We start from the raw sequence: 12,252 nt of genomic DNA, 5'->3' as shown, positions 1-12,252 counted from the left end.
ACAGAGGGCGTCAACCGTTAATTTCAAAAACCCTCGAATTAACCCATCAGCCCTCGCAACCATATAGAGAAGGCCATGAAAACGTACCCTTCTATTCTATATAGCTACAGCACACCACCGGCTCGCAGCGATGCAACCTCTTCGCTGCTCATCCCCAGAAGCGCCTGCAATACCTGGTCGGTGTGCTCTCCCAGCAAAGGAGGCGCTCTACGGTATTCGACAGGCGTTTCGGAGAGGCGAATCGGGCTGGCAACCTGCGCGACCCGGCCGCCCAGCGCATGAGGCAGCTCGATTGCCAGCCCACGAGCCACGACCTGCGGGTCAGCAAACACCTGAGCCAGGTCATTGACCGGCCCGCACGGCACGCCGGCACGCTCCAGCTCTGCCACCCACCACCCCGTCGGCTTGAAGACTGTAGCCTGCCGAATCAATGGAATCAGTTCGGCGCGATGAGCTACGCGCAGCTTGTTGGTCACGAAGCGCGGATCATCGGCCCACTGAGGCTGACCGGCCACGCCGGCAAACTTTCTGAACTGACTGTCGTTGCCGACTGTAAGGATCAGATCGCCATCGGCAGTCGGAAAACTCTGATAAGGCACGATATTGGGATGCGCATTGCCCAGACGCCCCGGTGCTACACCCGTAGTCAGGTAGTTCATGGCCTGATTTGCCAAACACGCTACCTGTACGTCCAGCAGCGCCATATCTATGTATTGGCCATTACCACCCTGATCGCGATGGGCCAAGGCCGCAAGAATGGCAGTCGTCGAATACAGGCCAGTGAGAATATCGGTGAGCGCAACCCCGACCTTGACTGGCCCAGCCCCCTCCTCGCCCTCTGCAATACCGGTAAGGCTCATCAGGCCACCAAGCGCCTGGATCATGAAGTCATAGCCCGGGCGCGAAGCATAAGGCCCACTTTGACCAAACCCCGTAATCGAGCAATAGATCAGTCGCGGATTGGCAGCGCTAAGGGTTTCATAGTCCAGCCCATAGGCCGCCAAGCCACCGACTTTGAAGTTTTCGATCACGATGTCGGATTTCGCCGCCAATTCGCGCACCAGGCGCTGCCCTTCAGGACGCGTGAAATCGATAGTGACCGATTGCTTGTTGCGATTGGCAGACAGGTAATAAGCCGTCTCAGTCGTGTTCTGCCCGGCGGCGTTCTGCAGAAACGGCGGCCCCCAGGCACGCGTATCGTCCCCGCAACCCGGCCGTTCGACCTTGATGACATCAGCCCCGAGGTCGGCAAGGATCTGCCCGGCCCAAGGCCCGGCCAGAACACGTGACAGGTCAAGCACCCTTATATGTGAAAGCGCACCCATGATCGGCCCTCCTTAATAGAAGGCCTGAATACCGGTCTGCGCACGCCCCAGAATCAACGCATGCACGTCATGCGTCCCTTCATAAGTATTCACCACCTCAAGGTTGACCAGATGCCTTGCAATACCAAACTCGTCCGAGATGCCGTTACCGCCCAGCATGTCACGAGCCAAACGCGCGATATCCAGCGATTTGCCGCAGGAGTTGCGCTTCATGATCGAGGTAATTTCCACAGCAGCCGAGCCTTCATCTTTCATCCGGCCCAGGCGCAAACAGCCTTGCAGCGCCAGTGTGATTTCGGTCTGCATGTCCGCGAGCTTTTTCTGAATCAGCTGATTAGCTGCCAGCGGCCGTCCGAATTGTTGGCGGTCAAGCGTGTACTGCCGAGCAGTGTGCCAGCAGAACTCCGCCGCCCCCAACGCCCCCCAGGAAATGCCATAACGCGCTGAGTTGAGGCAGGTAAAAGGCCCTTTGAGCCCGCGCACGTCCGGGAAGATGTTCTCTTCGGGCACAAATACGTTATCCATGACGATCTCGCCAGTGATCGACGCACGCAAACCGACCTTGCCATGAATGGCAGGAGCGCTCAGCCCGGCCCAGCCTTTCTCGAGAACGAAACCGCGAATGTCGCCTGCATCGTCTTTGGCCCACACCACAAACACATCCGCTATCGGGCTGTTAGTGATCCACATCTTGCTGCCGCTCAAGCGATAGCCGCCCTCGACGCTACGCGCTCGAGTGATCATCGCGCCTGGGTCGGAGCCGTGATCCGGCTCGGTCAGACCGAAACACCCAATCCACTCGCCCGATGCCAGTTTGGGCAGGTACTTCTCTTTCTGGGCTTGAGTACCAAACTCATTGATCGGCACCATCACCAGCGAGGACTGAACGCTCATCATCGATCGATAGCCCGAATCGACACGCTCTACCTCACGAGCGATCAGCCCGTAACAGACATAATTCAAACCGCTGCCGCCGAATTCTTCAGGGATCGTCGCGCCTAACAGGCCCACTTCGCCCATTTCGCGAAAAATCGCCGGGTCGGTCTTCTCGTGACGAAACGCTTCCAGCACGCGCGGGGCCAGCTTGCTCTGGGCGAATTGCTCTGCAGTGTCGCGAACCATGCGCTCTTCTTCGGTGAGCTGCTGATCCAGAAGCAATGGATCGATCCAGTTGAAGCTTGCCTTGCCGCTCATGCCCGTTCCTCGTATCCAGTCGAAAAGTCTTGCAACGATCCTAGACCCGGCTCAGTCCCGCGACAAACGAGGTTTTATCAAGGTGTTGTGCTAATTTCTCACTCCGAAGCCGTTATTAAAGCGCTTTGCTGAAAATACCAGTGAGAAGAAAGTACATGAGACGCAAGATACCCAGCACTACCGCACTGGTGAGTTTCGAGGCAGCAGCGCGGCACGAGAGCTTCACCAAGGCGGCGCACGAGCTGTCCCTGACCCAAGGCGCTGTGTGTCGGCAGATCGGCGGGCTGGAAGCGTATCTTGGCATCGAGCTGTTTCGACGCTCTCGACGCGGCGTAAAGCTGACAGAAGCAGGGCTTTCATACAGCAGACGCGTTGCCCAGCAGTTGGACGCCGTCGAGCGAGACACGCTATCGGTCATGGGTCAGCAGGGCACCAATGCAATCGAACTGGCGGTAGTTCCCACCTTCGGTACTCAATGGTTGTTGCCGCGCCTTAAAGATTTCCAGCACAAGCACCCTGACGTTACGGTTCACCTGACCAACCGTACGCGCCCTTTCCTTTTCGCTGACACTGACTTCGATGCTGCGATCTACTTTGGCGATGCCGACTGGTCAGGCACCGAGTCGCACCGATTGATGGGCGAAAACTCCATGCCCGTGTGCAGCCCGTCATTTCTGAACGGGCGGGACAGCCTGGCGGCAACTGAACTGGCCGAGCTCCCGCTGCTTCAGCAAACGACCCGACCCTACGCATGGCGCCAGTGGTTCAACGCGCAAAACCAGGATGTGGCACGCGACATGACAGGGCCTCGTTACGAGCTGTTCTCGATGCTCGCGCAGGCGGCGATGCACGACATGGGCGTAGCGCTGATCCCGCCCTTTCTGATCCAGCGCGAATTGCACGAACAGCGCCTGGTAATCGCCAATCCTCGGTCACTGCCGGACACCAAGGCTTATCACCTCATGATTCCAGAACGCAAAGTCGAGTCAGCGTCCCTCTCCGCGTTTCGAGACTGGCTGGTCGAGCAGGCCCGCAACTATCAGCTGCCCAAGGACAACATCAAGCCGCTCAACAGGACATAGCGCTGCCGGCAACTGCGAGGTCAGGCCGCTCCACGCGCAGCCTTTTGCATTTCAGGTAACAGTGTTTTGTGCTGGAAGCCTTTAATTAGAGGCCTCCAATGCGACCTTGGTAGCAGGACGAATCCCGCCCGACGCTCTAGACTTGTCGCTTTGCTGCCACCCAGAGACAGACCCCATGTACCCTGACCGTATCCGCCTGCCCTCCCTGATGAGCAAGGTCATGAGCGCAGCCGACGCTGCCGCGCTGATTGAAGATGGCATGACCGTCGGCATGAGCGGCTTCACCCGCGCAGGCGAAGCCAAAGCAGTGCCTCACGCACTGGCCGAGCGCGCCAAAGTGACACCGCTGAAAATCAGCCTGATGACCGGCGCCAGTCTGGGCAACGACCTGGACAAGCAACTGACTGAGTCCGGTGTACTTTCCCGACGCATGCCCTTTCAGGTCGACAGCACCCTGCGCAAAGCCATCAACAACGGCACTGTGATGTTCATTGACCAGCATTTGTCGGACACCGTTGAAATGCTGCGCAACCGGCAGATCAAGGCTGTGGACCTGGCGGTCATCGAGTGCGTCGCGATCACCGAAGAAGGGCATCTAGTGCTCAGCACCTCCGTGGGCAACTCGGCCAGCTTCGCCATCCTCGCCAAACAGGTCATCGTGGAAATCAATCTTTCCCAGCCTCTTGAGCTGGAAGGCCTGCACGACATCTACATCCCCAGCTACCGCCCCACTCGCCTGCCCATCCCGGTGCTTGAGGCAGACTCGCGTATCGGCAGTCATGCGGTGAAGATCGACCCGGCGAAGATTGTCGGCATCGTCATCAGCAACCAGCCCGACTCACCCTCCACCGTCACGCCACCGGACGCTGACACTCAGGCGATCGCCAATCACCTGGTCGAGTTCTTCAAGAAAGAAGTGCGCGAGGACCGGCTGACCGACAAGCTGATGCCACTGCAGGCCGGCATCGGCAATATCGCCAACGCTGTTATGCACGGCCTGCTGGCATCGCCTTTCAACGACCTGACCATGTACTCGGAAGTGCTGCAGGATTCAACGTTCGACCTGTTCGACGCCGGCAAACTGACCTTCGCTTCAGGAAGCTCCATGACTCTGTCGGCCGCCAAACATGCTGAAGTCTTTGCCGACTTAAACCGTTACAAATCGAGACTGGTGCTGCGACCTCAGGAAATTTCCAATCACCCGGAGGTCATTCGTCGCCTGGGGATCATCGGAATTAACACCGCGCTGGAATTTGACCTGTACGGCAACGTCAATTCCACTCACATTTGCGGAACGCGAATGATGAACGGGATCGGCGGTTCCGGTGACTTCTCTCGCAATGCGCATCTGGCGATCTTCGTCACCAAATCGATTGCCAAGGGCGGCGCGATTTCCAGCGTGGTGCCGATGGTCAGTCACGTTGATCATACCGAGCACGATGTCGACATTCTGGTCACCGAACAAGGCCTGGCAGATCTGCGCGGCCTGGCACCACGCGAACGCGCCAGAGTGATCATTGACAACTGCGTGCATCCGGACTTCAGGGAGGCCCTCGACGCTTATTTCAGCGCAGCGTGCGCACTCGGTGGGCACACGCCACACATTCTGCGCGAAGCACTGAGTTGGCACATCAACCTTGAGGAAACAGGACGAATGCTGCCGGTATAGGCAGGACAGTTTGAAGTGAATACACGCTTTTCTGTACCACCCGCTAACTGACCTGCTGCGCTTTCACTAAAACTGTACTTCTGTACCGGTCATAAAACTGCCAGAAAAGGCGATATTCACCACAATGGCCCACAAAACGCACCATAAGCGTGCCGACCGGTACAGTTGCCCCATTTATGAACAAAACAGTGCTCTTTAACAGTTAACTGAACCAGCACAATACAAGTGAACTGTGCCTATGGAATCTGGACGCGTGCGAGGAAAATGGGCACCAGTCAAGCAACTCACTTATGCCGCCACAAGCGGAAGGAAGTCACACCATGGAACGTACACTCAGTTCCGATCTGTTCAGCGAAAGCACCGTCAACTCCGCAAAAGCTTCTTTGCCTCTGCGCGTATTCGCCAATCTGATGCTCTGGCAGCGTCGCCTGTCCAGCCGCCATCAACTGGCTCGTCTGGATTCACGCTTGCTGGCTGACGCCGGTATCAGCGAATCGCAGCGTTACGAAGAGCTGAGCAAGCCGTTCTGGCGCTAACTTAGCGCTCGCTGGTCCCAGGCCTTCAAAGGTCTCCCACCAGCACCCCGAATTGCTTCACACAAAACCCGTCTCGGGAAATCGAGGCGGGTTTTGTCGTTTATGGAAGAGATCAAGCCAATACACCAATACCGGTACAGTTTAAAAAAGCCTCTAAAACAGCAGTACAGACGCCTATTCTCGACGATCAGTCGATAGAGCGTCACTGACAGTTATGACAAGTGCTATATCGGTGGGATAGTCTAGCGCTCTATATCAGCCCTTTGGCTTCGCAAGCAGCCTGTGCCCTTTTGTCCACAATGGAATTCGATCATGTCTCTGCTACGTAACCTTGGCGCTGCCCTTCTGTTGACCGCTGCGGCAGGCGCCCACGCCTCCAGCTTCATCGTGACCACCGATGCATTGGTCGATGCATTCAACGCATCGACCCGCGCCACGTCCAATTTGTCCTCCTCATTGAAAGACGACAAAATTGTTCAGGCCGCGCGTGGGGATGCAGCCAGCTTCGTGGCCAGCTCCGGCGAAATTCGTGGGGCGCAACTGGAAAGCGCACTGCAGCACATTCGCCAGCAGCTTCCTGAACTGCAAGCCACCGACGACCAGTTGGCACAGGCCATCCTGACCATCTGAGAAACTTCTCGAAGCTATCGGTGATCCGGCCGGGGTAGCTCTGGCCGGAGCATTGCGCTAGCCTTGACGCTTGTTTTTTCGCTCCGTGAAAGCCATGCGCTTACTGCATCTTCTGCCTATTGCAGCGCTTGCCAGCCTGATGTTTGTCAGTCAGGTTCAGGCGTTCGATACAACCACTCAAGGGCTGGTAAAGACTGGCTATGCCACCAGTCAGATCACGTCGGCGCCGTTTGATAACAAACTGATCATGGCTGCCCGGGATGACGCTGCCGTGTTTGTTGCAAGCGACGGACACATGCGCGGCGCGAGGCTCGAGGCGGCCTTGCACACCCTGCGCCAAGCGGACGCAAAACTTCACGCCAGCGACCTTGAACTGGCGCAGGCAATCCTCGTCCAATAGCCACTTTCCCCTCTTTGCGTAACTGGAGACGTCACTACATGCGTACCCCGCTGATTGCTGCTTCCCTTGGCCTGCTGTTGCTGGCCGATCTTGCTCAGGCCCAGACTGTGGTCGCCACAAGCAACATCATTGTTCGTGCGTTCGGCCGTACCATCGACTTCACTTCCGACACCACTACATCGATCCGTGACTCCAAGGTTGTGATCCAGGCCAAGGACGACGCCGCCAGCTACGTGGCCAGCGGTGGCGATATCCACGGCGCGCAACTCGACGCAGCCTTCGATACGCTGCGTACCCGCGTGCCGGAAGCACGTGGTGCCAGCGACCAGACCCTGGCTGAAGCAATCCTCGCATTGTGAGGCGACTTCGCGCCTGGCTGCTTGCTGGCGCATTGTCGCTGGCCACAACGCATGCTTTCGCCAGCCTGAAGCTGGAACTGCACACCGATGGCCTTGACGCCGCCCAACAGCAAGCCAGCCAGACGCTACTCGACGAAGCCATGCAGGCATTGCCGCCCAGCTTCGTCGAGGCCCTGGACAGAACCGTCGAAGTCACCTGGTCCGGCGACATGCCGCAAAATGCCTATGGCCAGGCTGCCGGTCCTTATCAGCTGTACCTCAATAGCCATCTGCTGGCTTCCTTGACCGACGGCTCCGCCGCCACCGCCCAGACAGGAAGGCCCCACGGCACCGTTCGCCGCGAACTTCTCGCCACCGTCCTGCATGAGCTGACGCACGTATATGACCGCGCTCGCCTATGGTCAGCGGCCGAGCGGACGGTCTTGTTTCGTTGCGCATCGCGCGGCAGCTCACTGGGCAAGGTCGGCCTCCCGGACAACTGCCGCGGCCAGACCGAGCGGCGCTTTACCCTGAGCGATGACCCGCGCCTGCTGGACCTTGCAGGCTGGCAGCAGTATGTCGGACGGCGCGGTGATCGCGAGGAACATAACGGCCAGGTTGCACGCAGTCCCGATATCTACGAGACCACCAGCCCGCTGGAATTTGTGGCGGTCAACATGGAGTATTTCCTGCTCGATCCGGCTTACGCCTGCCGTCGCCCGGCGCTCTATGCCTATTACAAGGAGCGCTTTGGCTGGGCGCCTGCCGCACGAGCCGAGTGCCCTACGTTCTACCCTTATCTGAATGCCGGTAACGACTTCGGCCGAGAACCGCTCGGCAAGCTGGACCCGGAACGCGTCTATGCAGTGGACTACCTGCTGGCCGAGGCCAATCAGAACTGGGCCAGCCGTTGGGGCCACAGCATGTTGCGCCTGGTGATCTGCAAACCCGGCCGTCCACGCGGCCCGGATTGCCGCCTCGATCTGGACCAGCACCTGGTGTTGTCTTACCGGGCGTTTGTGGGCGACGTGCAGCTTTCGAGCTGGGATGGCCTGATGGGCGCCTACCCCTCACGGCTTTTTGTGCTTCCGCTGGCTCAGGTCATCGACGAATACACCAAGACCGAGTTGCGCAGCCTTGCGTCGGTGCCGATCAAGTTGTCACGCCCGGAAATCGAAGGGCTGGTCCAGCATGCAGCCGAGATGCACTGGAGCTATGACGGTAACTACTACTTCCTGTCGAATAATTGCGCCGTTGAAAACCTCAAGCTGCTGCGTAGCGGCACCCACAACCCCAAGCTCGTCGGTCTGGACAGCATTCTGCCCAACGGCTTGCTGGAAGTTCTGAAAGGCCGAGGCCTGGCCGACACCAGCGTGCTGGACGATCCCAAGGAAGCTCTGCGTCTGGGCTATCGATTCGATTCCTACCGTGATCGCTATCAGGCGATGTTCGAAGTGCTGAAGAAACATTTACCGATCAAACAGGACACGGTGGAAGAGTGGCTGACGCTACCGGCAAGCGAACGCAGCCAGTGGTTTGACAAGGCTGACCTGCAAACCAGTGCCGCTATCCTTTTGCTGGAACAGGCCAGCCTGCGCCGACAACTGCTGCTGGCTCAGGATGAAGTGAAGCAACGCTACCTAGGTGCGCGAGAACTGAAGGATGGCAGAGTCTCCAAGGCGACCACGACGCTACAGGAGATTCTTGCCAACAGCGGGTTCCTGAGTCGTCCGGCAGAACTTCTGGGCAGCGGCGGCTACGGCTTGCCACAGGCGAGCGAATGGCAGCGTCTGGAAGCGGAAAGCAGCCAGCGGCAAAAACAGCTCAAGCGCCTGACAGGTGATCTCGACAAGGAAGTACGCGCATTGCTGGAGCCCGACCGAGCCAAAGAAATTACGGCCAACGAAGCTAACCTAAAACAGATGGGCGAACACCTTCGCGCGTTGCATAAGGCAGCGGGTGGCCTGCAACTGCCATGATCAAGCTTCTTTCTTCCTGGGCTTGAGGTATTTGGTCAGGCCCTGGAACCAGATCACCAGGGCCGGGCTGCCCTTGATCTGGATGTCCTTGTCCTGAATTCCCCTCATGAAAGCCAACTGCTTGTTTTTTGCCTGCAGCGTAGCGAAGCCATACGCTGAATCACGAAACGCAATGGCAAAGTCAGGATCGGCGACCATACCGCTCGCACTGCGAATACGCTGGTCCTCTACCACGAAGTGGCGTGCGACCTTGCCATCTGTAGTCTGTAACTGGAAGGTCAGGTTCTTGCCAGCCAACTGCTGCTGGAAATCGGGATTGTCTCGACTGGCGCGGGCCATAAGCCGGCCCAACATCCAAAGAAGAAAGCGAAATTTCATACAGGCCTCGGCTCAGACCAGGTCCGGTTGTCCGGATACTGGAGATTCATGACAGTGTAGCGGTTTACCCACAAAACCCTGCATAGAAACATCTATTTCGACGGAGATCGGCACATTAAACCTTTTCTTATATCCGGATGCTGCTTCAGGTGGGAAGCAGCACCGCGACTGCATCAGCGAATGCTGTTGATGCTGCCTTTGCTGCCGGTCACTTTCACGTTGACCTTCTTGAAGATGAAGTAGTCCTGAACGCTGACTTCGTAGCGCGGCGCAACGATCAGATCGGCACCCGAAGATTTGACAGCCTTGTACGCAGCAGCTGCCTTGGCGCTCGAGACAGGATCAGGCAGGGACAGACCCAGGCCGCCGCCACTCGAGCCACCGTAAGTCACGCCATCGGCAAACTGGCTATCGCCGCCAAAGCTCAGGAAATTGAACAGCACATTGGTGGAGGACTCGCCGCTGATGGTGCCGCCGACCTTGACGTCCGCCTTCAGGTCAGTCTTGACACTGCCTTCAAGCGGGACGCTTGGCTGGCTGACGTTGTAGCTGACACAGCCGCTGGTCGTAGCGATCAGGGCCGCAACAGCAGCAAACCTCGAGAGCGTTTTCATTTGAGATTTCCCAAGAGTGGTTTTAAGGGGTGCAACAAAGGCCGCACTCTAGGGGAAAGCGCAACAAGAAGAAGTCAGGCAGAGCTGGGTTTCAGGAAGGTATTGATACGAAAACGAGTAGGACAATTCTCGCAGGCAGTGCAGGCGCGTAATCGGTACCACATGACGCATACAAAAACGGGCACCCAATCTGATTGGTGTGCCCGTTTTCGAGAAGCGCACCTGCGAGAGGCGCGCGACAGGGTATCAAGGGTTTACGCTATCTTTCAGGGATTTGCCCGGTTTGAAGGCGACAGTGTTGCTAGCCTTGATTTTTACCGGCTCCCCGGTTTGTGGGTTTTTACCGGTGCGTGCGCCGCGATGGCGTTGCAGAAACGTTCCGAAGCCGACCAGCGTCACGCTTTCCTTGCGGTGCAGTGCGCCTGTGATCTCTTCAAGAATGGCATCCAGGACTTTCTTGGCCTGGTCTTTGGTGATATCCGCCTTTTCAGCAATAGCGGCTGCAACTTCTGGTTTACGCATATGAAGCCTCTTTTTACGGTTTTTGTTTTTATGTCCCGCGCCGCTGTCAAAAACGGCTACAAGGCGCTGCGACGGCTCTACGTCGCGGCCGACGGTAACGAGAATGGCATGCTGGACTGAGCCGCGCCAGTGCATCGAAGACGTTTTTTGGCGAAAATATGGCGACTATCCGACAAAATGCGTCGAAATCATGCCAATAACGCAGGTAAAACCTTGTTCAGTGCGAGTTTTTCCATAACGGCCGCTCCAGTCAGCGCGTAGCCCAGCAGATTGCCTTCGGCGTCATGACAAAGCGCTTTGATGTCGCTCCCCTGCCCCTCAATATGCCAGTGGCCTTCTTTTCCGCGGGGTGGTGGCGAAACCACCAGCGGGCACGCCGGGGTCTTTACCGTGATAGGCATAGGCCCGTACTTCACGGCAGTCGGTGTGCCGGTCAGCGTCTGGGCCAGTGCACGGGCGCAGCTCATCAATGGCATCACGTACAGCAGGTTGAGACCATCGACTTCAGCGCAGTCGCCCAGCGCGTGGATATTGGCGTGGGAAGTCTGCAGGTGACGGTCGACAAGAATGCCACGGCCCGTTTGCAAGCCAGCGGCAGCCGCCAGTTCGATGCGCGGACGCAGCCCGATCGCAGACACCACCAGATCGCAGTCGATGATCTGTCCATCGGACAAATTCGCTTGTAGTGCGTCACCACTGCGCTGCAGTCGAGTCAGCACCGGGCCCAGGTGAAAACGCGCGCCCAGACTCTCGAGGCCGGTCTGCACCGCCGTTGCCGCAGCGAGCGGCAGCAGGGTCGGCATGACCTGCTCGCAGGGTGCCACGAGGTCAACCTCATAGCCGCCCAGGATCAAGTCATTGGCGAATTCGCAGCCGATCAGCCCTGCCCCCAGAATCAAGACCCTACGCTTGCCGGCCGCCGCAGTGCGGAAACGGGCGTAATCCTGAAGGTCGTTGATCGGGAAAATCGCATCGCCTGCGTCGCCTTCCACCGGCACTCGTATTGCTTCGGCACCCCACGCCAGTATCAGGTCGCGGTAGTACACCGCTTCCTCACCGACCCACAGGCGTTTGTGACCGGGATCAATACCGCTGATCCGCGTGTGCGTGCGGACCTCGGCCTTGAGCTGATCGGCCATCGCGCCCGGCTCGGCCATGCTCAATGCATCGGCCTCCTTGTTCTTGCCGAAACCGGTGGAAAGCATCGGCTTGGAATAGGAACGACCGTCATCGGCAGTAATCAGCAGCAACGGTGTGTCGCCGTCCAGCTTGCGAAATTCGCGCGCAAGGTTATAGCCCGCAAGGCCGGTGCCGATGATGACGACAGGTGCGTTCATTTTTCTTTCCTATTCATTGCCACGCCTGATCTTCAGGCACAATCAGCCGATTTCGATCATTTCGAAGTCCATCTTGCCCACGCCGCAGTCCGGGCACAGCCAGTCTTCGGGTACGTCCTGCCAAAGCGTGCCAGGCGCGATCCCGTCGTCCGGCCAGCCGTCGGCTTCGTTATAGATCAAGCCGCAAACGATGCACTGCCACTTCTTCATATCAGGTTCTCTTTTCCATCAGGCTGAAAGTTATATGA

Annotated in this window: 14 protein-coding genes; 7 read left to right on the top strand and 7 right to left on the bottom strand. The window is 58.0% G+C overall.

The features are described 5' to 3' along the window. Positions 1-104 precede the first annotated feature (104 nt). Both ALO43_RS16635 and ALO43_RS16630 read right to left on the bottom strand, forming a co-directional pair. Complete coding sequence (locus tag ALO43_RS16635; RefSeq protein ID WP_174518510.1) at positions 105-1,328, bottom strand: CaiB/BaiF CoA transferase family protein; 1,224 nt, start codon at positions 1,326-1,328, stop codon at positions 105-107. Between the two features lie 9 nt (positions 1,329-1,337). Continuing rightward, on the bottom strand, positions 1,338-2,519 hold the full coding sequence (locus ALO43_RS16630) for an acyl-CoA dehydrogenase (RefSeq protein ID WP_005895151.1): 1,182 nt from the start codon (positions 2,517-2,519) through the stop codon (positions 1,338-1,340). A gap of 155 nt (positions 2,520-2,674) precedes the next feature. On the opposite strand from ALO43_RS16630, the gene ALO43_RS16625 reads away from it, so the two are divergent. The 7 genes from ALO43_RS16625 to ALO43_RS16595 all read left to right on the top strand — a co-directional run bounded on the left by ALO43_RS16625 (position 2,675) and on the right by ALO43_RS16595 (position 9,153). Beyond that, positions 2,675-3,601: a LysR family transcriptional regulator gene (locus ALO43_RS16625; RefSeq protein WP_054997822.1), complete on the top strand. Its 927-nt coding sequence runs from the start codon at positions 2,675-2,677 to the stop codon at positions 3,599-3,601. Positions 3,602-3,776: 175 nt separating this feature from the next. Beyond that, entirely contained in the window at positions 3,777-5,270 is a 1,494-nt protein-coding gene (locus tag ALO43_RS16620) for an acetyl-CoA hydrolase/transferase family protein (protein ID WP_054997821.1), read from the top strand. 320 nt (positions 5,271-5,590) lie between these two features. Next, positions 5,591-5,806, top strand: coding sequence for a DUF1127 domain-containing protein (locus ALO43_RS16615; protein ID WP_005895146.1), 216 nt, complete (start codon positions 5,591-5,593; stop codon positions 5,804-5,806). 312 nt (positions 5,807-6,118) lie between these two features. Then, positions 6,119-6,436, top strand: coding sequence for a DUF2388 domain-containing protein (locus ALO43_RS16610; RefSeq protein WP_005895144.1), 318 nt, complete (start codon positions 6,119-6,121; stop codon positions 6,434-6,436). Between the two features lie 94 nt (positions 6,437-6,530). Beyond that, entirely contained in the window at positions 6,531-6,836 is a 306-nt protein-coding gene (locus ALO43_RS16605; protein ID WP_024691594.1) for a DUF2388 domain-containing protein, read from the top strand. 38 nt (positions 6,837-6,874) lie between these two features. Next, on the top strand, positions 6,875-7,195 hold the full coding sequence (locus ALO43_RS16600) for a DUF2388 domain-containing protein (protein WP_005895141.1): 321 nt from the start codon (positions 6,875-6,877) through the stop codon (positions 7,193-7,195). After that, a complete protein-coding gene (locus ALO43_RS16595) occupies positions 7,192-9,153 on the top strand; it encodes a DUF7844 domain-containing protein (RefSeq protein WP_024691593.1) in 1,962 nt (653 codons plus the stop codon). Before ALO43_RS16600 ends, ALO43_RS16595 begins: the two co-directional genes overlap by 4 nt. On the opposite strand, the gene ALO43_RS16590 is transcribed toward ALO43_RS16595, so the two are convergent. The 5 genes from ALO43_RS16590 to ALO43_RS16570 form a co-directional block, all read right to left on the bottom strand. Continuing rightward, complete coding sequence (locus tag ALO43_RS16590) at positions 9,154-9,531, bottom strand: SCP2 sterol-binding domain-containing protein (protein ID WP_005895137.1); 378 nt, start codon at positions 9,529-9,531, stop codon at positions 9,154-9,156. Between the two features lie 173 nt (positions 9,532-9,704). Beyond that, positions 9,705-10,145 (bottom strand): hypothetical protein, encoded by a 441-nt coding sequence (locus ALO43_RS16585; protein WP_054997820.1) that lies wholly within the window; start codon positions 10,143-10,145, stop codon positions 9,705-9,707. A 246-nt stretch (positions 10,146-10,391) separates the two neighbouring features. After that, entirely contained in the window at positions 10,392-10,667 is a 276-nt protein-coding gene (locus ALO43_RS16580; RefSeq protein WP_005895133.1) for an HU family DNA-binding protein, read from the bottom strand. A 188-nt stretch (positions 10,668-10,855) separates the two neighbouring features. After that, a complete protein-coding gene (locus ALO43_RS16575) occupies positions 10,856-12,004 on the bottom strand; it encodes an NAD(P)/FAD-dependent oxidoreductase (RefSeq protein WP_005895129.1) in 1,149 nt (382 codons plus the stop codon). Positions 12,005-12,046: 42 nt separating this feature from the next. After that, positions 12,047-12,214, bottom strand: a complete 168-nt coding sequence (locus tag ALO43_RS16570) for a rubredoxin (RefSeq protein ID WP_002555879.1) — start codon at positions 12,212-12,214, stop codon at positions 12,047-12,049. Positions 12,215-12,252 lie beyond the last annotated feature (38 nt).

It is taken from the genome of Pseudomonas tremae, assembly GCF_001401155.1.
GTDB classification, from domain to species: Bacteria; Pseudomonadota; Gammaproteobacteria; order Pseudomonadales; family Pseudomonadaceae; genus Aquipseudomonas; species Aquipseudomonas tremae.
This window is presented reverse-complemented; position numbering and strand designations above follow the sequence as displayed.